This window comes from Pedobacter psychrodurus, assembly GCF_032678585.1.
Lineage (GTDB): Bacteria > Bacteroidota > Bacteroidia > Sphingobacteriales > Sphingobacteriaceae > Pedobacter > Pedobacter psychrodurus_A.
This window is the reverse complement of record NZ_JAVTSN010000039.1, coordinates 46,047-69,471: the sequence shown is the minus strand read 5'-3', so window position 1 is coordinate 69,471 and position 23,425 is coordinate 46,047. Positions and strand designations below refer to the sequence as shown.

Below are 23,425 nucleotides of genomic sequence, written 5' to 3'. Positions count from 1 at the left end.
AAAATAAATCTAGGAATCTGAAACTAAATTCATTTACAGCTGTTCAATTTCAAATTAAAATCAAGAATATATGACGCATCATTTACGAACAGCTTTAATACTTTTAATTACACTGACTATTGTTTTCCCGGCATGCAAAAAGAGAAGCGTGGATGAGCCCACTCCGCCTGAACAGTCTCCGTTTGATATATACGCGGCCGGAAGAGAAGGTTATGTGGCCAAATACTGGAAAAACGGAAAAGCCGTTACACTTGGAAATGGTACCGGAGCATCTGACGCAAGGGCCATGGCCATATCTGGCAACGATATCCATATTGCAGGTTTCGAAATTAATGCTGCAGGAAAGTATGTGGCCAAATACTGGAAAAATGGAATATCAACTTCACTTACCGACGGTAGCCGTGATGCTTTTGCGAATGACATTTTTATACAGGGAAACGATGTGTACATCGCCGGACAGGAACTTGCTCCCGGGAAGTCGACCTATCAGGCCAAGTACTGGAAAAACGGAACACCCTTAGTATTAACAGATGGCACTCAGCAGGCTATAGCCTCAGGGATTGCCCTGATCGGGAATGATGTTTATGTAATCGGGGAGCGGAGAAACTTTGAGTGGCTTAACCCGATTACCGTTTACTGGAAGAATGGGCAGCTTTTTGATCTTGCAGACCGGACTACAACCGCCAGCGATCAGGCTATAGCAGTGTCAGGAAGCGATTTATATTTACTATGGTCTGAAACTTATAACAGTTTTGGCCAGTCGCAAACCCGTTATAGCAAAAATTTAGGAAGTCCGGTGCTGATTAAAGATGGTACTCCAGATGTAAGAGGGAACTCGATTTTCGTAAATGGAGGTGATGTATATGTTGCGGGATCGGGCACTTCAAACGGCAATAATGCGATTATGGCAAAATATTGGAAAAACGGATCCCCTGTCATTTTATCGAATGGACCCGAAAGCGCTTTTGCTTTATCTATAGCTGTGTCCGGTTCGGATGTTTTTGCCGCAGGTTACCGGGATGCTGGAATGGCGCAATACTGGAAGAATGGTACAGTTGTACCACTAACCGATGGAACACAATCGGCACTGGTACGCAAAATCGCTGTCGTAAGAAAGTAAGTATTTAAAGTCCGCATCTGTCCCTGACAGTGATTAGTATTATCTTTCGGTTTACTTTAAATCAAGTATATGAGTCTTATCAAACATGTAGTTATGCGTATTGCGATAGTCGGCATTCCGTTGTTGGGATGGTACGTTTATTCAGAAATCGCGTATCAAGCAAACAGGATGAAAGAGCACCCTACAGATGTTGGCCTGGGCATGGCAATATTGCTTACGTTGATATTATTTTTTTTATTTGTTGGTTTTGTAATTGATCTTATTGTGAGAATTCGGAATAAACAAAAGCAGATTGCCAATATTGATCTGGTTTTTATTGTCCTGTTTGCTGTTCCCATCCTATATTTTTTCTCCCTTTTTTAATTTTGAGTTTCGATATGAGGTGAAAAGATTAAATTAGCAATGTCACTATATACATCTTCATAAATCGATATTATGGTTGTGGCCGGAGCTAGCAGAATGTAAAATGTTAAAAAGAAAAATATACCTGTTGCTGTTGATGACCGAGCTGTTTATAAATGCAGCAGCACAGCGTAAGCATGGCAGTACATCCAGTTTTTTATCATATAAAGGCTTGATCATGGCCGGTTATCAGGGATGGCACAATGCCCCGGGAGATGGAACCGATAGGGCTTGGTACCACTATACATCAAAAGGGAAATTTGCTCCGGGAAGTACGAATGTGGATCTTTGGCCTGATACCCGCGAACTCAAAAAAGTATACCAAACCCCTTTTTTACTTGCAGACGGGAAGCCGGCTTTTGTGGGCAGCGCTCACGATGCTTCAACGGTGGATACCCATTTTAAATGGATGAAAGAGTATGGTGTGGATGGCGTTTTTATGCAGCGTTTCGTTGCCGAGATCAGAGGGAGATCCGGCCGTAACCATTTCAATACCGTTTTAAGAAATGCACTGAAATCTTCTCAGAAATATAAGCGGGCGATATCAGTGATGTACGACCTTTCGGGAATGGGCGGAGATGTGGATGAGGTGCTGATCAATGACTGGAAAAACCTGGTTGACAGTATGAAAATCACCAGGCGAGGCAACAGGCAGACTTATCTCTATCATAACGGTAAACCGCTTGTGGTAATATGGGGTGTAGGATTTAGTGATGGACGAAGGTATTCATTGCGGGATGTAGATAAGATCGTCGATTTTTTGAAAAATGATCCGGTTTATGGGGGCTGCTCAGTGATGCTTGGTGTTCCCACTTACTGGCGCGAATTTGGAAATGACACCGAGAAAAATCCGCTGCTACACCAGATCATAAAAAAGGCCGATATCGTTCATCCCTGGACAATAGGACGGTATAACAATGAATCCAGTTATGGCAGATATGCTGAAATCCAGAAAGAAGATATTAAATGGTGCAAACAGAATCAGGTAGACTATGTGGGGGTGGTATTTCCAGGATTTAGCTGGCACAATATGAATCCAAGCTCACCTTCGAACCAGATACCGCGTAACAGGGGTCGTTTCTTCTGGAAACAATTGTCTACAGCTATAAATAACGGCGTTGAAATGCTTTATGTGGCCATGTTTGATGAAATCGATGAGGGTACGGCCATTTTCAAAGTATCAAAAAATCCTCCCATTGGGGCGAGCACTTTTGTAACTTTTGAACAGGACATTCCCGAAGATTTCTACCTTTTTCTAACCGGATATGCGGGCAAAATGCTCAGAAAAGAAGTGCCGTTCAAAGAAGATGTTCCGCTATATCACATTAATCACATCAACTCATATTAATCAGGATCCGTTGCTGGTATAACGGGTACCAAACCATCAATCTGTTTCATGTCCCAGCCAATCGGCGACCATAGGATATATGGAATGGCAGGTTCATTTTCCTGCCATTCAACGGTAGATTTGTTTACATCGTTGGTTTGGCGTGATGCAATTTTTTTGGTCAGTACTTATCTGTTTCCGTTATCCATACCAATTAATGGTTTGGAAATCACAATCTTTAATGCCGCATCTGATTGAAAACCTGCTTTGATCAGTGCGTCATAATAATCTTTTGTGATCTTGGCAATCTGGTTAATGATCTCTGGTTTGCTGTAGGTGTTCAGTTGTGCTGTTAGCATGCCTGAGAACATGTTATTTACCATGGCGCCCATGTTGGCCATATCAGGCATGCCTGGTGCAGTCTCAACCGCATGGTCTAATGATGGCGGCGGAGGTGCCAAAATTACATCAACCGCTGACATTGCGCCGTTTTCGTTTGGTTGAGATTTGGTTAGGCTAACGTTGAAATAGTTTAAGAAGTTTACGCCGTTGTTCAGGTCAGCGATGGATCTGGCACGTTCGATGACGTTGATGTTTTTGGTGCCCGGTTTCAGTTTTTCGAAGTAAACTTTAAAGTTTACTTGCTGATTGGGTACTGTAGTCGTTAATTTTTCGGGTCTTAGTGGGATGCCTTCTGAGCGGACATAATTGTATTTCTCCTCACCACTGGCATCCTGTAGGTACATACTTTTATTTAGCTGTACCCAATCGCCATTCCCCTGGCCGGTATAGCGGAAAGAAACGATGGTATTTTTGCTGTTGGTTTCTATTTGAGTAATCACTGTTTTGAGATCTTCCGAACTTTCAACATGAGGATACTTGATGGTTTGGCCAAGAGCGGTGGCGGAGAACATGATTAATGCTGATAGAATTTTGATTGATTTCATATTGTTGGTGTAAGTGGTGGTTGAGTGTGATTTTACATGACGGGAAATATTTGTTGCAATTTGGATAGCCTTCAAGACATCTCTTTGCTAAATGTTGGGTAGAACGCCACCATTAAGCTCAAATTAAATAGCCAGTATAGTGGATTTTTAGCTGGTTTCGGAAAACGATATAGTATTTTTTGTTTGAGAAGATGATTTCTTTTTCGTTACCGCTTGGGTAGGATGAAGTTGTTGGAGCATAATGAGCGTTATTTTTATTTGACTAAACTAAGATAGTATATTTCTTTTAAGGTTGTGCCATCTGCACAGTAGGTTTGAATTGCTTGTTAAGATATTTTTTTAAAAATATTTTTAATACTTAGAACTTCTAAGTATGTTTGGTTTATGGTAGAGTTGAATAAGGATTTTATGGCCAGTGCACTCGCTCCCCTAATCTTAATCATATTAAGGCAACAGGAAAGTTATGGTTATCAGATTATTCAGGAGCTGAAAGAAAAAACTGGTGGCGAACTCAATGTAGCTGAAGGGACGCTCTATCCGGTGCTGAAGAAAATGGAATCAAAAAAATGGATAGAGGGGGAGTGGAAAAAAGCGGATTCCGGAAGAGCCCGACGGTACTATGTTTTAACCAGTAAAGGCAAGGGGGAACTCGAAGAACAATATGCACAAATGAACTTCATTAACGACTTAATCAACAAATTATGGAATCTTTCAACCTCGACCAGGCTATTTTCAATTATGTAGGCTTGATTAAAGCTCAGGGAAGCCTAATGGGCTCTGACGCTGATGAACTCACGGGCCATCTTTATGATTCAACCGAAACATTACATAAAATGGGCTTGTCAGAGCAAGAGGCTTTTATGGTAGCCTGCAAACGTATCGGTAATGTAGAACTGCTCGCCGAAGAATACGGTAAGGTGAACATGTCTTTAAAACACAACAAAATCTGGGCTTATCTCCTGGTTGGCTTCAATATTTTTTATGGGATCCCTGCAATAGCATTTGCACTGATCGCACTGTTTTATTGGATGGTTTTCCGGTATTTTGAAACCTCCACATTAGCGGTCTTGATTATAATTACATTTCATATTCTATTTATAGCTGGGATTTTTAGTTTACTCAAATATAAACATCATATATCGTGTTTTATTGAAAATAAGTTAGATAAAAGGCTTTTGTCTTGGGTTGCAATGTCTTCTCTGCCAACAGTCATTAGCATGCTTGGCGCACCCTACGTTTATAAAATGATTCCAGGACATTCGATAAAATATCTTGTGCAAATGTTTGAGAATAGTCTGGTAGAATTCAGCTTTTATCTAGCAGCGATGAGCATACCCATAGCTGTTCTGAGCCTGATTTTCAGCATGAACAGAGCGGGTGAATTTAGATTTAAAAGTTTATTTGATAAACCATCAGTTTTATTTTTATTGCTGTTCGGTTTTATTGTAGAACTTCTTGCTGCATCCACAAGAGCGATGCATGTTAATAATATGATCCTTCAGGCCGTGCTTTTTGGGATATTCTACTTTGTTGCTTCTTTTTTGCTAGCCTACTACAATCGGACTTCAGGTGTTACACAATCAATTTTTATTTTTACTTCAATTGGTTTTATCCTGGAATCATCTGTTGGGATCATGGCTGATATTGATCGGGGAAATTCCTTTTATACTGTCTTTTTTGTTACCTCGCTCCTAGCAAATGTGAGTATTGGAGGTGTGTTAGGCGCAAAGCTTGCGAGTAAAGCTAAACATATGGAACACTTATAAAAGGAGTATTCCTTTTGACTCATTGCTGTCAGAAAATAGAGCATTTGCACGGTGGATAAATATTTAACTAATATTGTCCCAATAACTAAATTTCATGAAAAACTTTTTTTACCCCTTAATATTTGGTGCGGTGTTGTTGTTATGTTCTCCCACAAGTGCTTTCGCACAAAAGCAAAAACTTAAATCTGTCAAAATTGAGTGGGAAAACTTTGGAACGGAAACATTTGTTGCGGTGAGTTGCACTCAGTTCAACAGCATGTTTAAAAACTCAAAGCAGACCAGGTTGGTTAAGGCTAAAACCGAGATGCTTGCGTTTGTGAACGCAGCAAGAGGATTTGTGAGCAGTGCAGAAACAAATAGTATTGATGTCCGCGGAGTGGTAACCTTTCATTACAGGAAAGTGCGGGTTAAATATTGCTTTGACCAATTTGGGCTTTTTTATGGAAGAGGGGATTATTTCACTGACAAAAAACTGATGGCGCTGATTTTAAAATATGTTGCGCCTAAGGGGTAGTTTCCATGGTTGTGTTAGTCGTTGTATCTTTTTAAATTTACATAACATCAAATACTACCACACTGCATCGGTACATCGTTTAAAAATGACATCTACTAAAAACAACTTCCCCGAAATAATATCCAGGCATTCCCACGTTTTCACGTCGGTCATCAAAGGATTTGGCTGGCTGATGTCGGTATTTGTAATCATTGCTATGATCGTACAAACGATAATCGTTTTTTATTCAAGACATATTTCAATCAGTTTAAAAATAGGAATGCTTGTACTATCCTTACTGCTGGTGTGGTTTTTTGGCTGGCTGATGGTAACGATGCGAAAAAAAATAAAAAGTAATGTGACCAAAATAACGATAGATAAAAATGGTATTAATTATTACAACGACATAGAACTGATTCGCACATTAAATTACGATGATTTGAAAATCCGTCCGCAGGATGAAAAATATGATGTGTTTTTGAGCGAGATGGGAGAGGGCGGTCCTTTCATACTAAACTTTTATGTTTTGGATCCTGAATCTGGTAGGATCGTGAAAAATACCCCTGTTTTTGATTCAGATGTTGTTATCACCAACAGTAACCAGCTTACCCGCCATTTCATAACAGGTATATTATACTTTAGGTCCGATTTAAAAATTGAACCTGGTGTATTAAATTTGTACCAATTGGAATGGGTTAAAAAACAAATACCGAACTAGCAATTTTCCTTAAAGCGCTTTTCGCTCCCCCCGAATGCTTTTTTAGATAATAGCTTCAGGGAATAATTGTTCAAATTCAAAAGGATATGAAGCCTTTAGGGAGCGCTGATAGCCAAAGGCATGGTATTCATCAGCCGGTCTGAACTGTTACATTGCATTTTTAAGGTTTCGTAATTTGGACTGCAAAGGAGCCTGGTTTTTGAGTTGATTTGAATCCAGGAATGGATTATTTTGGAAAAAGCTGAATCTAAAAAGCAGTTGGGAGGAGTTGTTGGTATTTGTTCAGCGGAAAGGAACACTATTGTATTTACCCTGTAATCCATTTTGCAGGTAGTTTGCACTGAAATGGAGGCGACACTATTCTCGTGAAATATGCATGAAATGGGACAATTGTATTAATCCGGTTATTTTTGTATCTATTGATACCGTTACTTTTGTGAATTTTTATTTGTTACCAGTTTTAAAGACGCTTATCGGATTTAGAAACAGTATTATAATTGTTTTACCTTGGGTATGAATTATTGTGGATTCCGGCATACCTCAACCAAATATGAACCTATATGCTACAAAACTATTTTAAGTACCTTAATTTCACCTCCTTTGAAGAAAGATGGGGTATTTACATCACTTCAGTTGTATATTCCAAAGTGGGACCTAACGACAATTATCCAAATCAGGAACATCCGCAAAGTCACCATTTGACATGGAACCGGGGCCGGACACTGAATGACTATTATATCGTATTTATTTCCAAGGGTAAAGGTATTTATGGCTCAGCCGTAACAGAACCTAAAGAGGTAGTGGCCGGAAATTGTTTCTTGCTTTTTCCAGGAGTGTGGCACAGGTATAAACCTGATGTAAAGTTAGGCTGGGAAGAGCACTGGTTTGGATTCAACGGCAGATTTATAGAAGACCTTATGAGTCAAGGATTCTTTTCCGCAGAAGAGCCGATCATAGATCTCGGATTTAATTCTGAGATGCTGATATTGTATAAAAAACTGATCGATCTGGTACAACTTTCATCAGTGGGCTATCCACAGCAAATTGCCGGAATTGCCATGCAGATACTTGGGATGCTGAGCAATCAGCTCAGGCATAGTGAACTTACGCTTGATCCGATTGGAAAGCTCATTTCCAAGGCTCGATTTCTGATCCAGGAATCCTTTGAAAATTCTTTAGATATGGAACAATTGGCAAAGGAACTACCCATGGGCTATTCATCGTTTCGGAAAGCATTTAAGAAAATTACAGGACAGTCTCCTAATCAATACCACCTGAATTTAAGGTTAGAGCGTGCAAAAACGCTACTGACCATGACCGCTCTCAATATCAATGAGGTTTCCGACCATACTGGGTTTGATTCAGTATCTTATTTTTCTAAGCTTTTTAAAAAGAAAAGTGGCTTGCCACCACGAACTTACCGTCAATTAACAACAGGATCAGATGCTGAAAGCGGCGCTTAGCTCGTACAGAAAACAGACCCGTATTTGCTAAAAGTAAAAAGGAGCAGGAGCATACTTTGGTGCATTTGCGCATTTTACTGTGATTGATGTGGGTAAGATATTGTCTTAGAGGTTGTGAAAATAATAGCTCAGGTGTCTAAAACTGAAATCAAATGTGTGTTTTTACCAATGATATCAATTAAATATCGCTTTTAGAATCTTAACATAACAGTGCATGACAGTTTACTGTTTGAAAAGAATTATTTTGAGGTCTGTTAAGCTAACCAAATAAAAACATTATGAGATTTATACATCACCGGGTTGTGACAACACTTCTGGGCGTTATTGAAAATATTCAGCAACCCTTGCTGTTAATTATTCAAATAAAAATGGAAAGCGAAGGAAATGTTGTGCAGCTCAATGATTCCGCTTGAGGAGATTGCCAATGAGCTTCGTTCCGATACTCACTTTTATTTTTCAAAACGATTTAAAGAAGGACCGGGATTATACCAATTCACTTTAGATTGATAGAAAAGGCATGACTGGAAATTGGATCAAAAAATCATAAAGTACAAATGTATTGTCAAAATCTACAACTGTCAAATGATGGAACTGATTATCTTTGATTTACTAACTTATTCACTGTGGTTAGGACAGTGATCAAGTAATGATAACCAAATAACCATGATAAGCCATCTATGTGCTGTCGACCTATTTCAACATTCCGATCCGCTCATCTAACTATCTAAAATCTAAATCCAGTCAAACGATCATTTCAACTGATTAAATAACAATTTATTAAAAGAAAGGGCTTATATGATATAACGATTATCAAAAAAAGTCTTCTAAGTGCCTTTATTGCGTAAAAGCTCTTAAAAGACCAATTCAAATGTACATGATTTTTAACGCAGGACCGGCAAGAGGCTAGAACCAGGTTCCGGAACTGCAGAACAGTTAACATTTAAACAGGTGTAAAAGTATGAAAAAAATACTTATTCTCCTCGTATGCTTCATTTTTGGCAATGTTTTTTACCTATCGGCCACAAATGTCAAGAAGACAGGAGTTTTTATTAGAGAAATTGATCTTTATATATCAAATAACAAAGCTGCCTTTTTTCAGCAGGTGCTCACAGGAACCGTTCTTGACGAAAAAGGCAGTCCTATTCCAGGCGTAACCATTCAGGTTGAGGCATCTTCGCCAAAACGTATTGTATCAACAAATTCAGAAGGCAAATACAGCATACAGATCAAAAGCGAATCAGAAGTGCTGGTTTTCTCTTATGTTGGTTATTCAACACGAAAGATTACCGTCGGAACAAGAAAGTCGCTGGATGTGAAGTTGCTGCCGGATGAAAGTAATGCGCTGGAGGAAGTGGCAGTTGTTGCATTTGGTACACAAAAGAAATCCGACCTTGTAGGTTCGGTTGTGTCGGTAAAGGTTGCCGATCTTAAAATCCCATCAAGTAACCTTACAACCGCATTGGCAGGCCGTATTCCTGGTATGATTGCTTTTCAGCGTGGTGGCGAACCGGGAAACGATAACGCCAACTTCTTTATCCGTGGGGTAACAACTTTCGGTTATAAAAATGACCCCTTAATCTTAATTGATAACATGGAAGTGGGTACAACTGAACTTGCCCGTTTAAATACTGATGATATCGCGAGTTTTTCTGTTATGAAAGACGCCACTTCAACAGCCTTATATGGTGCGCGTGGAGCAAATGGGGTTATACTGATTACAACAAAACAAGGGGTTGTAGGCAAAGCGCAAGTTTCCTTTCGCTTAGAAAACTCGGTGTCACAATCAGTGAGGGATATAGAGCTTGCAGATCCGGTTACCTTTATGAAGCAGGCCAATGAAGCCATACTTACCCGCAACCCTCTGGGGCAGGTATTGTATAGTGACGAAAAAATTGCCAATACGGGAGTAGGCCTAAATCCAAATATCTACCCGGCAAATGACTGGAGAGAGTTAGTCTTTAAAAACACGGCCGTCAATCGGCGTGCTAATCTTAACGTAAGTGGAGGTGGTGAAGTGGCAAGGTATTTTGTTTCGGGATCCCTCAATAAAGACAATGGGTTGTTAAAGGTCGACAACAGAAATAACTTCAATAACAATATTGATTTAACAAGTTATTCGCTTAGATCGAACATTAACATTAACCTGACCAAAACTACCGAAATGGTTGTGCGTTTAAGCGGTAATTTCGATGAATATACAGGCCCTATAGATGGTGGTGCCGAGATGTACAGAAGAGTAATGCGGACCAATCCAGTACTTTTTCCCCAGTACTATCCGGTAGATGAGCAACATCAGTTTGTAAAGCACATTATGTTTGGTAATTCTGACCTGGGGGGTAAAACGTATACCAATCCGTATGCAGATTTAGTAAGGGGATATAAAGACTCCTCCAGATCCTTGATGCTCGCGCAGCTGGAGTTGAAGCAAGATCTTTCTTTTCTCCTGAAGGGATTAAATGCACAGGTGATGATGAATACCAACCGCACCACATTTTTTGATGTAACCAGGGCATATAATCCTTATTACTATAATTTGATTGGTTATGACCCTGTTGCAAATACCTATTCAATTGATGCCATGAACGAAGATACTGGAACGGAATATTTGAATTATAGTCCAGGAAATCGGGTTTTGAACTCTGTTTTTTACGGGCAGGGGCAATTGAATTATAGCCAGAACTTTAAAAAACATGGTTTTAGTGCTTTGGTTGTAACCATGTTGCAGAATAACCTAAGCGCAAATGGATCCGACCTCCAGGAGTCCCTTCCCTCAAGGAATATGGGCGTTTCTGGTAGAGCAACTTATAACTATGATAGCCGGTATTATATAGAGTATAATTTTGGTTACAACGGATCAGAAAGATTTTCTTCAAAACAACGTTACGGCTACTTCCCTTCTTATGGGGTTGCATGGACCGTCTCTAATGAGGAGTTCTTCAAAAAAATTAAGCCTTTCGTGAATAATTTGAGGCTACGAGCAACTTATGGTCTGATCGGTAATGATGCGATCGGCTCCCCGTCAGACCGGTTCTTTTATTTATCTAATGTTGATATGAATTCAGCTACCAGGGGAGCTACTTTCGGGAATGGACTTGGGGCCGGTAGTTATTTAAATGGCGTAAACATATCCAGATACGCTAATGAGGATATTACCTGGGAGAAATCCACTAAAACAAATTTCGCTTTAGAATTGGGATTATTTAACAAGTTGAAAATAACTGCCGAGGTTTATTCAGAAAAACGTAAAAACATTCTGATGAGCCGGGCAGCCATTCCGGTAACCATGGGCTTAACTGCCGACGTGCGGGCAAACGTAGGTGAGGCCTCAGGAAAAGGAACAGATCTTTCTTTAGAATACACTCAGAACGTCGGTCAGAATTTTTGGATTGCGGGAACCGGGAACTTTACTTACGCAAGAAGTAAGTTCACTGTTTATGAAGAGCCTGTGTATAATGAGAAATACCGTAGCCGTATCGGCCTTCCGATATTCCAGGATTACGGATTAATTGCAGAGCGTTTGTTCGTGGATGATGTAGAGGCTGCAAACTCTCCAAAACAAAATTTCGGGCCTTATGGTGGCGGGGATATTAAGTATACCGATGTTAACGGCGACGGTCAGATTACGGGTGCGGATATGGTGCCAATCGGCAACCCACGACTGCCCGAAGTGGTTTACGGATTTGGGTTCTCATCCGGATATAAAAACTTTGACCTTTCGGCCTTCTTCCAGGGGCTATCCAATGAATCTTTCTGGATCGATTCGCGGGCTACTTCTCCCTTCGACAATGAAACCCAATTGTTAAAAGCTTACGCCGATAGCCATTGGTCTGAAGATTCGCGTGATATCCATGCACTTTGGCCAAGATTGAGCCCTAATATTAACGATAACAACAACCAGCGAAGTACCTGGTTTATGCGGGATGGGTCGTTTTTAAGACTTAAACAAGTGGAAATTGGTTACAAGCTTCCACAAAGTATCCAGAAAAGACTGCACACCTCTAATTTTAGAATTTATGCAAATGCAACCAATCTGGTCAACTTCAGCAAGTTTAACTTATGGGATGTAGAAATGGGCGGCGATGGTCTGGGTTACCCAATTCAACGTGTGTTCAATTTTGGTGTAAACGTATCCCTTAAGTAATTGGATTTATGGCGTGCCTACCTGCGCCTGTTAAATTATAAACAGACAAATTATGAGAAAATATTTTATAACCGGATTTTACACTACACTCTTCTTATTCGCACTCAGTTCGTGTAAGAAATTTTTGGATGTAGTTCCAGATAATGTAGCCACAATTGACAACGCTTTTACCATGCGTACCCAGGCGATGAAGTTTTTATACACTTGTTATTCTTTCATGCCTAAAAATGGGCAACTGGGAGATGATCCGGCAATGGTTGGTGGAGACGAACTCTGGGAAATACCAGAAAGGGCTGCCTATTTGGATATGGCAAAAGGATTTCAAAGCAAAGTGGGGCCGCTTGGAGACCGGTGGCAATCCATGTATCAGGGGATAAGAGATTGTAACATCTTTCTGGAAAATATCGGTAAAGTGCCAGACATGCAACCAGAAGAAAAAAACCGCTGGATCTCAGAGGTGAAATTTTTGAAGGCCTATTATCACTTTTTGCTGGTGAGAATGTACGGGCCAATTCCATTGATCAAAGAGAATTTACCGATCTCTGCAGACGTAAACGAAGTTAAGGTTTACCGCGATCCGGTCGACTCCTGTTTTAATTACATTTCATCTTTGCTTGATGAAGCTGCTGTCGGACTTCCTGCCATTATTAACAGTCCGGCTACAGAAGCTGGCAGAATTACCCAACCCATCGCTTTATCTTTAAAAGCAAAAGTATTGGTCACTGCTGCCAGTCCGTTATTTAATGGAAACACGGATCAATCTACTTTGAGAAGTCCGAATGGTACCGCATTATTTAACACCACATATTCTCAGACCAAATGGGACAATGCAGCAGCAGCCTGCAAAAAAGCTATAGATGCCTGTTCAGCGGCAGGAATGAAATTGTACATCTATAATCCATCATTTCAGCAATTTGCGGTTAGCGACCTCATCAAAACTCAGTTGAGCATCAGTGGTGCCGTTACCGAAAAATGGAACAGTGAAATTATTTGGGCGAATACCCAGTCCAACACCGATGGCCTGCAGAGATTAATATCTAACTGGTGGGATCCCAGGTACCTTGATGGTGTTATTACCAGAGGAGAACTGTCTCCACCTTTGAAAATTGCAGAAATGTTTTATTCTTCAAATGGTGTCCCGATTAACGAAGACAAAACTTATGATTATACAGGCCGGTATAATCTGCGGGTCTCGGGAGATGCAGATCGTCTTTATGTGCACAAAGGATACACAACTGTAGGCCTGCATTTCAACAGGGAGCCACGTTTTTATGCCGATCTGGGGTTCGATGGTGCAGTTTATTACGGACACGGGCGTTATGATGATAATGACTTCATGGGGCTGTTTTATTTAGAAAGTAAGTTCAAACAGCGGAATGGTAAAGGTAAATACGGATATAACACCGTAACCGGTTATAACCTGAAGAAACTGATTCACTTCCAAAACGTGATTAATGGACAGAATGATTATTCGGTGGTTAATTATCCATACCCGATCCTCCGTTTAGCCGACCTCTATCTATTATATTCAGAATCATTGAATGAATCTACAGGGCCCAGTGCTGAAGTGAGCAAGTACATTGACCTGGTAAGGGCACGTGCTGGATTACCTACGGTGGAAACATCATGGTCAAATTTCTCTACCAACCCTGGGAAATACCAGAATAAGGTTGGTATGCGCTCCATTATACATCAGGAGAGACTCATTGAATTTTCTTTTGAGTCGCAGCGCATGTGGGACCTTCGCCGATGGAAAGAATCTGCGACAGAGTTGAATAAACAAATTTTGGGATGGGACCTTTCGCAAACAGAACCGATTTCATATTACAGAACAACTGTGGTGTATAACCAATCGTTTGGATCCAAAGACTATTTCTGGCCAATTGATGAAAATTATATTGTCAACAACAGGAATCTGGTTCAAAATCTAGGTTGGTAAGTGGTATCATTAATAGCATTGTCATTTAAATAAGATAGAAAATGAAAACAATATATTTAATCGGAGCAGCGTTCATCACCCTTGCATGGTGTGGATGTTCAAAAGAGGGGAGGCTGGATTTTGTAGACAGTAATGCACCGGCTCCAATGCAAATTAGCGACGTAAAAGTTGAGGCAACTCCGGGTGGAGGCATATTAACCTACAAGCTTCCTGCAGATCAAAACCTGGCTTATGTTAAAGCGGTATATGAAATACAAAAAGGGGTTTTCAGAGAAGCGAAATCATCAAAATATACAGATACACTTCGCTTAGTCGGCTTTGGAGATGAGTTGAGCCATAACGTAAAAATATACAGTGTGGCTGCTAACGAAAAAGAATCCGACCCGGTGATAGTGGAAGTGACACCAAAGACTCCTCCAGTTAAAACTGTATTTAAATCGGCGGTCTTTAAAGAAACCTTTGGTGGGGTCAACGTCGCCATAGCAAATCCCTTCAAGGCAGATTTAGCTATAGTTATTTTAAAAGATACTACCGGAAACAATAACTGGGTAACGGTAAGGACCTTTTATACCGCGGCTACGGTCGGAGATTTTGCCGCGCGTGGGTTTGAAGCAAGGCCACAAAAATTTGCAATGTATATCCGAGACCGTTGGAACAACAAATCTGACACTGTTATTAAGACGCTAACACCCAAACCGGAGATAGAAATTCCGAGCGATACGTATAAAAAATTGGTATTGCCTACCGATCAGGTCGCACTTGCAGACCCTGGTTACAATATGGAGAACCTGTGGAATGGCTTGCCGGACCGAAGGCTTTATGCATCGTCCAACGCTTCCTCTCTTCCGCAGTGGATCACCATCGATTTAGGCAAAAAAGTATTGCTCAGTAGATTTAAGCAGTACATGGAGCAGAACGATCATTGTTATACGGGCTCTGGTTTAAAAACTTTTGAGCTTTATGGCTCCAACGCCCCCAACCCTGATGGGAGCTGGGCAAGCTGGAAGTTACTGGGTGAGTTTACAACCTTGAAACCTTCGAACCTGCCGTTAGGGCAAAAAACCAATGAAGACATCAACTACGCTTGTAATCTGGGTGCTGACTTTTATTTCACCACGCAACCGGAGGCTGTAAGATACCTTCGGATCAAATCTTTAGAAACATATAGCAGTCCGGGTCAGGTGGTTATCATGGAGTTGAAGTTCTTCGGGCAAATCATACCTTAAACCGCTTATCTAACTCAATACAAAAACATAGTATATGAAAAAGACAATTCATTTTTGGTTAATATTATTAACAACTGCCTTTCTGCTTTCTGCTTGTAGAAAGATGGATGAGACCTATAGAGCATTCGTAGTTCCTGCCGGCCTGGTCTATCCAGGAAAAGCAGTCGCAGTAGCACAATCTGGCCGAAACAGGATACAAATTGTATGGCCAAAAGGTGTTGACAGGACTGTTGTCACCGCCAAAGTCTATTGGAATAGTTTTGCCGATTCTATCATTGTTGATATTGCTTCGGTTCCTGGAGATACGGTTAAAGTAATGGTGAACGATTTACTGGAGAAAAACTACACCTTCGTAATCCGGACGTTTGATGCAAAAGGAAACAAATCTGTTCCGGTGGAAATAAACGGCGGCTCGTTCGGTAGCAGGTATCAATCGCAACTTCTGACCAGGCCTGTGAACTCCACATTGATCAATGCTGCGGGTAAGCTGACTATCAATTGGGGTGGTGCCGACGTAGCCAATGGCGCTTATGCATCAGAGGTTAAATACACAGATGTTTCCGGAACTGTTAAAACGCAAATCTTTCCGGTTATCGTTAAGGGTAGGGAAGAGAAAATTACCGAAATCAGCGATATGAAGGCCAATACAAACTACCAGTTCCGAACCATATTTCGGCCCGATTCTTTGAGCATCGATAAGTTTTTAACCCCTTATTCAGATGGAGTTTTATTTTCTATTGATAAGAGAGACTGGATAGTTGCTGCTTTCTCGTCTCAACACCCGGGCGGAGATAATGCGGCAGCTAATTTTATTGATGGCACAGAAGATACCCGCTGGCATAGTTGTGCAGGTTGTTCTAGTTATCCACACTGGATCGTAATAGATATGAGGGCGCCCAGGGTTCTTACTCAATTTGGCGTTTGGCGTACCGATTTCGATTCCCCTGGCGGAGATGTGCGCGGTCCGGATAAGTTTGAGTTTCTTACCAGTATAGACAATGTAACCTGGATAAGTCAGGGCATCTTTAACTTTGACAGGAACTTGAATGGCGAGCAACGGTTTTTGCTTCCAAACAGCCCAAAAGCAAGATACTTTAAATTTATGGGAACACAAGGTCCTGAAAATAATATGGTATTGGGTGAAATTAGTGCTTACGGCCTCTAGTTAACGCTGGTAGTTAGCAAATTTGTATTTATTTGGGTAGTAGAGTGTCAGCGGGTGGTTCCCGTTGGCATTTTTTATTAAAAAAAGAACTGTTTTCAAGTGAACCATTAAAAATTTTAGTCTGATAAGGGCCATTTCTCACTTTCCACTTCTTTGTATGATGATAACTAGTATAGTTAATGCTAATAAGTAATCGTTTTATAGTATAATGACCTACCGGATTCAATACAATAGGCTTTGGTATTGAGGTTTTTAACAACAAGCAGTTGTCGTTTTTACATCGCTTATATCCCATCTAAAATGGTGTATAACATAACCATGAATTTGCTAGATCCCATATCTTGTTGATATCAGTTCCTTTAAGTAAAGATTAACTTCAAACTGATCAGTCAGGGCCTGTTCGGTAAATGGCATATTTATCATATAGGGATGTGGTCCAAATTCAGTTGTAATGGGCAGTATAGGGGTATTTATCTTCACATTAATGGCTACAATCTCATCCCACCATTTAAAAAATTTACGTTTAACGTATTCCCATCTTGGGTCCCTTGGATCTGGGACTTGCGGGCCTTGTTCATAACCAAACCGTGCATGGATATGACGCGATACTCCGATCGCTCTTTTCAACTGTGGCCCAAAATGTTCCAGCATACTTTCTGTCACACACACCCAATGCGAAAAATCAGCTGTAAGCAAAAACGGGCTATCGGATTTAAAAAAATCATCAAGCATTTGCGGTGAATAGCCGAATCTTCCCCGATGGGTTTCGTGAGCTACCCTTACGCCTGTTTTATCCGTGAATTCGTTGGCGATATCAAGTAGCGCTAAATTTTGCTGAAACGAAAAATAATCCTTGCCTGTATGAGAGTTGATAAGGAGTGGGTCCGCTTCTGCGCATTCATTTAGATTTTTTGCAAATGATTTGCAAAACTGTGAAAATGTTTTTCCGGTAGCCTGATGTTGGTGCGCCACAGAATACATCTGATGCTTTTGCAGATAATTAAATAGCAACTGTTTCTCTTTATGTTGTGTCGGAACCCAGGTATCAACACCGTGATAGCCTGCGGCACGTACTTTGTCCAAAAAAATTGTTATTGGCAAATCTTCATGTCCCCATGTGGGGCTTAATAGAACTATCTTCATGATTAAAATAAGTGTGCAATTATGACATAAATGTTTTACCCAGGTTATCTTTAACGCACTTTCTTATGGTAAATAAGGGGATTTAAAGAGTCATTTTTGAGGGTGTCACCTATTTCTAGCAACGCTATTTCATCTTCTGGTAAGACGTTTTGGTTCCCATTGTAAACACTTCCATCGGGCATATAAGCACAAGTCATAGCGCGCCTGTTTCCTGGCGTCATATTAGCGTGTGCACCATGAATAATCATCCCGTTATGAAAGGAACAACTCCCTGCTTTCATGGGTACAGCTACCGTGGGTGAGGCCTTGAATTCGGGATACATAGTAAATATAGAATCCATATTTCTTCCAATGCCGGGATTTTCGAATCTTGTGCCTTTATGGGATCCGGGAACGAAGAACAGACATCCATTTTCGAGGGTCACATCGTCTAATGCAACCCATATCGATAATGCTTTGCGATTGGTAAATGACCAAAATGGTGTATCAAGATGCCAGGAGGTAGGATTGGCCCAGGGCTTTTTGAACAGCGCCTGATCATGCCAGATCCTGATGCCATCCACCTGAGCCAGTTCGGCAGCCATTTCACCGATCTGAGGATTAAACATTAATTCTTTAACCTTATCGTTGGTTTGCCACAAGTTGATCAGCTGGTCGAATACCTTGCTTTGATATTCAGTATCTTTATTAATCCCGTCATCCTCTCCAATATTCCCCACACGTCCAGGTATTTTTTGTCCTTTGCGGTCATAGACAGCTTCAGTAACTGCGGCCCTCCAGGTTTCCAGCTCTAACGTGTTTAAGAAATTTTCAATCACTATAAATCCGTTATCCTGGTAATATTCGACATCCGCTGGGGTAATCTTCGTGTTCATATCTGATAAGTTTTAGATTATTCTCTTTGATGAAGTTATTATTTAAGCAAAGTAGGTTGCGTTCAAACGCAACTACAAAACAAATTTAGGCAAGAACAGGAAAGTAAGTGTGCAATTTTTCAACCATTGATTGTACATTTTGATATTTATGATTGCATATTTAAGCAAATAGCTGGCGTTTCAATAATATCATCCATGGGCCGGCTATACGCTATCTTTTTTTCTAGGTACGGAATAGGACGACGCCTGTGCCTGGTAGGGAAGACCGGTGGTGAGGTTGAGAAGGATTACCTTCTGTTTTATAATAGGAGTATAATTAAGCCTTCGCTAATGAAAAACAAAACAGTGTTTCAGGTGTAAGTACAAATACTTAGCTTTAAATCGGCAGCAGTAGTCTGCCATCATCAAAACAGCCTTTGAATGGTTTATAGCATAGCTTTTTGAGCAACAAAAAACCCCTTCAAGTTATCCTTAAAGGGGTTTAAAGCAGTGGGCCCACCTGGGCTCGAACCAGGGACCAAAAGATTATGAGTCTTCTACTCTAACCAGCTGAGCTATAGGCCCGGAAAAAAGGTATTCCTTTTTTGCGAGTGCAATGTTACAAAATTGAATTGAATTTTGGAAAAGGTTTCTCGCAATTTTTTGCTAAAAAACAAATATAAACTCATTTTCAGCTCTTTAATCTTTATCAGTAGATTGGAATGAGCTATTTTTTTTGCGCATCCTAACGCATTAACCAATTCGATTACTTTAAAGCCTATTGGTTAAAATCATTGTATTCGAAATTAATTCTCACCTCCGTTAATCTTTTTCGATCAGGCGATGTCAAAACCCCATTTATTATTTATAACCATGATGGATCAAAGAACAATTGATTGCCTCAGTTAAAAATACAAATAGATGAGCGAAGACAGGTTTCCTAAAGGCATAATATTTTTTATCCTCGTACTCAGTTTGGTTCTGATGATTTTACTGTTGTTCAGGCATTAGCGATCAACATAATATTTATATCATTTTTTTAATTTTCATTGCATTAAAGGCAGCATAACCTTTCTGGTCATTATCGAAATACAGATAAACATCTTTCTTTTCATTTAGCCAGTTATTACACATTTTAGCCCATCGTTCTAAATCCGATCGGCTGTAAGTACCCTGGTATTTTTCTCCGGGACCATGTAACCTGATATATACAAAGTTGGCGGTAGCAAGGATTGGCGATTGGTGCCCGGCAAGATCATAAATGCAGAAAGCGCAATTGTACTTTTTTAAAAGGACAAATACCTCATCATGATACCAAGTCGGATTTCTAAATTCAAACGTATAGTGGTAAACTGGTGGGAGCATTTCTAAAAATCTTTCCAAACGTTCGGTATTAATGTTCCATTTTGGAGGCAGCTGAAAAAGGACTGGTCCTAATTTCTTTTCCAAGCCCTGGCATGCGTCTAAAAATTCAACGATTTCCTTACGTGCCACATTCAGTTTTTTTAAATGTGTAAAATATCTATTGGCTTTAACAGCATAAGTGAAATTGGCCGGAGCCTGTTCTTGCCAGGTCTTGAAATTTTGCAGTGTTGGCTGGCGATAAAAAGAATTGTTCAGCTCCACGGTATCAAAATGTGCTGTGAAATATTTCAGTTGATCTTTCTTTTTAAGATCAGATGGATAAAAAGTTCCCTCCCAATGGCGGTATTTCCACCCTGATGTACCAATATAAATTTTACCTAATTTCATATAATTACTAGTATTATTCAAAACTTGCTGCCATTATACCAGAGCAACTAACAGTATTTAGGCTATTCAAGTTGGTTATTCTATTTCACCATTTGTCAGTCCATCTAAAAACCATCCCGATTTGTATTCAAATCTTACAGATCCGGTTTTTGATTTATTGGTAACCTTGCCCGAAAAATCATGCGCTATATCACCCTCGCTTTCAAGTATCTGTTTTGCAACAAGAGCGTATTCATTTAAGTCAAGTCCATCATTGATGATATACATTAATTCTCCGTTTTCACTCCATAATGATTCTATTACCCCATCGTCGAACTTTTTCTTTAATGCGTTTAGATCTTTTTCAAAATGTTCCTTCTTATATCTTCCATGTTATTTTTTTTAAAGGTTTCTATCTTAAAACAGATAAATTGAGGCTTTGGTTCGGATTGTTTTTATTTATCCCTGAATCCAACGGTTTTGCGGTAGGCAGTAATGATTACAGAAAAGCAAATGATGATCTCTGGATTACAGGTAACGATGGTAAATATCATGGCGTATCACATTTTGTTAGAACAAATTGGCAAAAAACATCAGTATGGGGAAACAGTGCTAAAAGGGCTGTATGGGTAGCGAAAAATAAAATGTAGCTCCATCTCCGGGTGTACTTTTTACGCCGATTGTTCCATTGTGCCATCTTACAATTTCTGCACTAAGGTATAATCCGATGCCAAACCCCGAAATGGTGGGCATGCGTTTGTCTTCTACCCTGTAATATCTTTCAAAAAGTTTTTCCTGATCGGATACTTTGATGCCTGGACCATTGTCACTGACCGATATTTCAATGGCTTCGCTACCCGGTATACAAGTGATGGTGATGACCGACATTGCAGGCGAGTACTTAATTGCATTTCCGATTAGATTGGATAATACACTGGCAATTTTATCACGATCGCCCTGAAGTAAAGCCGGGCCACTAGCACGGTAGTTGATATGATGGCTTGTGCCAAAAAGATTAAGGTCGCTAACAGTTTCGATGATCAGTTTATCGATGTCGAAGGTTTCATAATTAAGCTGAATCTTACCGGATTCAAAACGGGAAACGTTTAGAAAACCGTTAATCATGGTCGTCATTTTGCGGATCTGCCGTTCAGTGCGTTCCAATGTTTTTGATAATTTTTCATGATCAAGGCTTTCGGCCAACAATCTGCCCACCTGAGTATACGCTTTAATGGTAGTTAATGGTGTTTTAAGTTCGTGGCTCACCATTCCGATAAAGTCGTTTTTACGGAGCTCATCAAGTTTTTGTTCCGTAATATCCAAAACAGATCCAATAAAGCGAATGGGGAGGCCACTAGGTGAAAAGTATACTTTCCCCTTAGCTTTTACCCATCTCAGTTTTTGATCTTCCTGCCCAATTGTTCTGTATTCGACATCGTAATCACCATCGCTTACCGTCTTGTTAAAAGCGCGGTCTATGGCTGCGCGAATGCGTTCATTATCTTCTGGATGGAGGCCTTCTAAAAAATCGCGTTCATAAATAACCTTATCGTTATGGCTGATGCCAAATAAGGTTCTGCAGCGCTCGTCCCATTCCATGGTTTCATTTTCGAGATCCATATCAAAAGTGCCCATTTGGGCAGCCTGCTTTGATAAACGGGCTTGTTCGTAAACCCTTTCGAGTTCCTTTCGGATGGTAACATCGCCTGTAATGTCTTCGGCTACGCCAATAATGCGGTCGATCCTGCCTTTGGCATCGTATTCGGGTTTGCCATGCGCACGGATCCAATGGATTGAACCATCTGGCCAACAGATCGGATAATCTGCTACATAAACATTTTGCTCTCTTACGCAGCGTGCAATAATTTCTCTAACTGTGCTGCGGTAGGCGGGAAGTATGGATTTCATCAGATCCTCCAGGTCGAATGTTTCTTCTGGTTCTTTGCCAAAGTTGGTTTTAAACTGTGGGGTAGAATTCATCTTTCCGCTACGCACATCAAGATCGTAAGAACCCAGCATGGCCGCATCAAGAGCCATTTCCAAACGCTGATTACTTTCGGCAAGCTCAAGCTGATTGCTCCGTTCGCTTGTAATATCTTCCATTGTGCCACTAAAGCGGTAAACTACACCATCGGCATCAAAGAGTGCCTTTCCTTTTGCCCGTACAAGCCTCGGACTTGGCATAAGAGGGTTTATAATGGTATATTCAATATCATAATGTCCGCCAGAGGACGGTTGCATGGCCTCCGCTATTGCTTTTAATACGGCATCGCGGTCATCCTCAGAGATCACCTCTGTTGCCTTGGAAAGTGCTATCTCCGCATCTGCAGAAATACCGAACCACGATTTGAGCCTTTCATTTCCAATGAAGGTATTGGTAACAGGGTCGAGGTCCCAGGTGCCAAGTTCTGCAGCCTCAATGGCAAAATCCAGTTCCATTTTTGCCTGCTTAAGCTCGTTAAATGAAGTAACCTGTTTTGTTGTTTCGTTACAGATTACCAAAACTCCACCTGGCTTTCCGCTTTCGTCATTTACACGGCTATATGAAAAAGTCCAGTAAACATCTTCCAGTTCTCCGTTTCGGTAGATAGGGATAAGCTGATTCTCACTCCAACTTGATTCTCCACCAGCCATAACCTGAGCAATGAGTGGATAAATTACAGGCCATATTTCCTGCCAACAGTCTGCTCCACGTTGCCCAAGTGCAGCAGGATGTTTTCCTTCTTTTCCCAGGCTTGGGCGGTAGGCATCATTATAAAACTGAATCAGCTCTTCACCCCACCATAAAAACATTGGAAAGCGGCTATTTAATAAAATGCTGACCGTTGTGAGCAGGCTTTGAGACCAGTTTTGGGGTGATCCGATCAGTGTATCCGACCAGTTAAAAGCGCGTGTTAGCGCGCCCATTTCACCCCCTCCCTGAAGGTATTGTTTGTAGGCTATTGACATAAAGTAGATGCATGCGGGAAAAAATTCCCAAACATTTAAAA

General features: G+C 40.6%; 19 protein-coding genes and 1 tRNA gene. 13 read left to right on the top strand and 7 right to left on the bottom strand.

What is annotated here, in order from left to right:
* Positions 1-70: 70 nt before the first annotated feature.
* From R2S57_RS22455 to R2S57_RS22445, 3 genes are all read left to right on the top strand, one after another.
* A complete protein-coding gene (locus R2S57_RS22455; RefSeq protein ID WP_316847187.1) occupies positions 71-1,120 on the top strand; it encodes a hypothetical protein in 1,050 nt (349 codons plus the stop codon).
* Positions 1,121-1,189: 69 nt separating this feature from the next.
* Complete coding sequence (locus R2S57_RS22450) at positions 1,190-1,483, top strand: hypothetical protein (RefSeq protein WP_316847186.1); 294 nt, start codon at positions 1,190-1,192, stop codon at positions 1,481-1,483.
* Between the two features lie 103 nt (positions 1,484-1,586).
* The gene (locus tag R2S57_RS22445) at positions 1,587-2,870 is read left to right on the top strand and encodes a glycoside hydrolase family 71/99-like protein (protein ID WP_316847185.1); all 1,284 of its coding nucleotides are present in this window, start codon (positions 1,587-1,589) and stop codon (positions 2,868-2,870) included.
* A 167-nt stretch (positions 2,871-3,037) separates the two neighbouring features.
* Here R2S57_RS22445 and R2S57_RS22440 read toward each other — a convergent pair whose 3' ends face one another.
* Positions 3,038-3,796 carry a hypothetical protein gene (locus R2S57_RS22440; RefSeq protein ID WP_316847184.1) on the bottom strand — a complete coding sequence of 253 codons (759 nt, stop codon included), beginning with the start codon at positions 3,794-3,796 and terminating at the stop codon, positions 3,038-3,040.
* Positions 3,797-4,180: 384 nt separating this feature from the next.
* Here R2S57_RS22440 and R2S57_RS22435 point away from each other — a divergent pair, with 384 nt between their 5' ends.
* The 9 genes from R2S57_RS22435 (at position 4,181) to R2S57_RS22395 (ending at position 16,707) form a co-directional block, all read left to right on the top strand.
* Positions 4,181-4,540, top strand: coding sequence for a PadR family transcriptional regulator (locus R2S57_RS22435; RefSeq protein WP_316847183.1), 360 nt, complete (start codon positions 4,181-4,183; stop codon positions 4,538-4,540).
* Complete coding sequence (locus R2S57_RS22430; RefSeq protein ID WP_316847182.1) at positions 4,498-5,562, top strand: hypothetical protein; 1,065 nt, start codon at positions 4,498-4,500, stop codon at positions 5,560-5,562. Before R2S57_RS22435 ends, R2S57_RS22430 begins: the two co-directional genes overlap by 43 nt.
* A gap of 94 nt (positions 5,563-5,656) precedes the next feature.
* A complete protein-coding gene (locus R2S57_RS22425; protein WP_316847181.1) occupies positions 5,657-6,076 on the top strand; it encodes a hypothetical protein in 420 nt (139 codons plus the stop codon).
* Positions 6,077-6,161: 85 nt separating this feature from the next.
* Entirely contained in the window at positions 6,162-6,773 is a 612-nt protein-coding gene (locus tag R2S57_RS22420) for a hypothetical protein (RefSeq protein WP_316847180.1), read from the top strand.
* Between the two features lie 560 nt (positions 6,774-7,333).
* Positions 7,334-8,236, top strand: coding sequence for an AraC family transcriptional regulator (locus R2S57_RS22415; RefSeq protein ID WP_316847179.1), 903 nt, complete (start codon positions 7,334-7,336; stop codon positions 8,234-8,236).
* 958 nt (positions 8,237-9,194) lie between these two features.
* Positions 9,195-12,377 carry a TonB-dependent receptor gene (locus R2S57_RS22410; RefSeq protein WP_316847178.1) on the top strand — a complete coding sequence of 1,061 codons (3,183 nt, stop codon included), beginning with the start codon at positions 9,195-9,197 and terminating at the stop codon, positions 12,375-12,377.
* A 52-nt stretch (positions 12,378-12,429) separates the two neighbouring features.
* Positions 12,430-14,316, top strand: coding sequence for a RagB/SusD family nutrient uptake outer membrane protein (locus tag R2S57_RS22405; protein WP_316847177.1), 1,887 nt, complete (start codon positions 12,430-12,432; stop codon positions 14,314-14,316).
* Positions 14,317-14,357: 41 nt separating this feature from the next.
* Positions 14,358-15,542 (top strand): DUF5000 domain-containing lipoprotein, encoded by a 1,185-nt coding sequence (locus tag R2S57_RS22400; RefSeq protein ID WP_316847176.1) that lies wholly within the window; start codon positions 14,358-14,360, stop codon positions 15,540-15,542.
* Positions 15,543-15,576: 34 nt separating this feature from the next.
* Positions 15,577-16,707 carry a DUF4998 domain-containing protein gene (locus R2S57_RS22395; RefSeq protein ID WP_316847175.1) on the top strand — a complete coding sequence of 377 codons (1,131 nt, stop codon included), beginning with the start codon at positions 15,577-15,579 and terminating at the stop codon, positions 16,705-16,707.
* A gap of 327 nt (positions 16,708-17,034) precedes the next feature.
* On the opposite strand, the gene R2S57_RS22390 is transcribed toward R2S57_RS22395, so the two are convergent.
* The 5 genes from R2S57_RS22390 to R2S57_RS22370 all read right to left on the bottom strand — a co-directional run bounded on the left by R2S57_RS22390 (position 17,035) and on the right by R2S57_RS22370 (position 20,723).
* Positions 17,035-17,850, bottom strand: coding sequence for a hypothetical protein (locus R2S57_RS22390; RefSeq protein WP_316847174.1), 816 nt, complete (start codon positions 17,848-17,850; stop codon positions 17,035-17,037).
* A gap of 50 nt (positions 17,851-17,900) precedes the next feature.
* The gene (locus R2S57_RS22385; RefSeq protein ID WP_316847173.1) at positions 17,901-18,725 is read right to left on the bottom strand and encodes a phytanoyl-CoA dioxygenase family protein; all 825 of its coding nucleotides are present in this window, start codon (positions 18,723-18,725) and stop codon (positions 17,901-17,903) included.
* 490 nt (positions 18,726-19,215) lie between these two features.
* Positions 19,216-19,289, bottom strand: a tRNA-Ile gene (locus R2S57_RS22380).
* 441 nt (positions 19,290-19,730) lie between these two features.
* Positions 19,731-20,456 (bottom strand): DUF72 domain-containing protein, encoded by a 726-nt coding sequence (locus R2S57_RS22375; RefSeq protein WP_316847172.1) that lies wholly within the window; start codon positions 20,454-20,456, stop codon positions 19,731-19,733.
* 75 nt (positions 20,457-20,531) lie between these two features.
* Positions 20,532-20,723: a hypothetical protein gene (locus tag R2S57_RS22370; protein WP_316847171.1), complete on the bottom strand. Its 192-nt coding sequence runs from the start codon at positions 20,721-20,723 to the stop codon at positions 20,532-20,534.
* 59 nt (positions 20,724-20,782) lie between these two features.
* On the opposite strand from R2S57_RS22370, the gene R2S57_RS22365 reads away from it, so the two are divergent.
* Entirely contained in the window at positions 20,783-21,085 is a 303-nt protein-coding gene (locus R2S57_RS22365; RefSeq protein ID WP_316847170.1) for a hypothetical protein, read from the top strand.
* Here R2S57_RS22365 and R2S57_RS22360 read toward each other — a convergent pair.
* The gene (locus R2S57_RS22360) at positions 21,048-23,384 is read right to left on the bottom strand and encodes a PAS domain-containing protein (protein WP_316847169.1); all 2,337 of its coding nucleotides are present in this window, start codon (positions 23,382-23,384) and stop codon (positions 21,048-21,050) included. The genes R2S57_RS22365 and R2S57_RS22360 overlap by 38 nt on opposite strands.
* Positions 23,385-23,425: the final 41 nt, after the last annotated feature.

Excerpts from the sequence above, each read along its gene's own strand:
- R2S57_RS22385 (WP_316847173.1), bottom strand. The coding sequence starts at position 18,725 with ATGAACACGAAGATTACCCCAGCGGATGTCGAATATTACCAGGATAAC.
- R2S57_RS22405 (WP_316847177.1), top strand. The coding sequence starts at position 12,430 with ATGAGAAAATATTTTATAACCGGATTTTACACTACACTCTTCTTATTC.
- R2S57_RS22455 (WP_316847187.1), top strand. The coding sequence starts at position 71 with ATGACGCATCATTTACGAACAGCTTTAATACTTTTAATTACACTGACT.
- R2S57_RS22360 (WP_316847169.1), bottom strand. The coding sequence starts at position 23,384 with ATGTCAATAGCCTACAAACAATACCTTCAGGGAGGGGGTGAAATGGGC.
- R2S57_RS22365 (WP_316847170.1), top strand. The coding sequence starts at position 20,783 with ATGCGTTTAGATCTTTTTCAAAATGTTCCTTCTTATATCTTCCATGTT.
- R2S57_RS22430 (WP_316847182.1), top strand. The coding sequence starts at position 4,498 with ATGGAATCTTTCAACCTCGACCAGGCTATTTTCAATTATGTAGGCTTG.
- R2S57_RS22415 (WP_316847179.1), top strand. The coding sequence starts at position 7,334 with ATGCTACAAAACTATTTTAAGTACCTTAATTTCACCTCCTTTGAAGAA.
- R2S57_RS22410 (WP_316847178.1), top strand. The coding sequence starts at position 9,195 with ATGAAAAAAATACTTATTCTCCTCGTATGCTTCATTTTTGGCAATGTT.
- R2S57_RS22450 (WP_316847186.1), top strand. The coding sequence starts at position 1,190 with ATGAGTCTTATCAAACATGTAGTTATGCGTATTGCGATAGTCGGCATT.
- R2S57_RS22395 (WP_316847175.1), top strand. The coding sequence starts at position 15,577 with ATGAAAAAGACAATTCATTTTTGGTTAATATTATTAACAACTGCCTTT.
- R2S57_RS22420 (WP_316847180.1), top strand. The coding sequence starts at position 6,162 with ATGACATCTACTAAAAACAACTTCCCCGAAATAATATCCAGGCATTCC.
- R2S57_RS22390 (WP_316847174.1), bottom strand. The coding sequence starts at position 17,850 with ATGAAGATAGTTCTATTAAGCCCCACATGGGGACATGAAGATTTGCCA.
- R2S57_RS22425 (WP_316847181.1), top strand. The coding sequence starts at position 5,657 with ATGAAAAACTTTTTTTACCCCTTAATATTTGGTGCGGTGTTGTTGTTA.
- R2S57_RS22435 (WP_316847183.1), top strand. The coding sequence starts at position 4,181 with ATGGTAGAGTTGAATAAGGATTTTATGGCCAGTGCACTCGCTCCCCTA.
- R2S57_RS22375 (WP_316847172.1), bottom strand. The coding sequence starts at position 20,456 with ATGAAATTAGGTAAAATTTATATTGGTACATCAGGGTGGAAATACCGC.
- R2S57_RS22440 (WP_316847184.1), bottom strand. The coding sequence starts at position 3,796 with ATGAAATCAATCAAAATTCTATCAGCATTAATCATGTTCTCCGCCACC.
- R2S57_RS22400 (WP_316847176.1), top strand. The coding sequence starts at position 14,358 with ATGAAAACAATATATTTAATCGGAGCAGCGTTCATCACCCTTGCATGG.
- R2S57_RS22445 (WP_316847185.1), top strand. The coding sequence starts at position 1,587 with ATGTTAAAAAGAAAAATATACCTGTTGCTGTTGATGACCGAGCTGTTT.
- R2S57_RS22370 (WP_316847171.1), bottom strand. The coding sequence starts at position 20,723 with ATGTATATCATCAATGATGGACTTGACTTAAATGAATACGCTCTTGTT.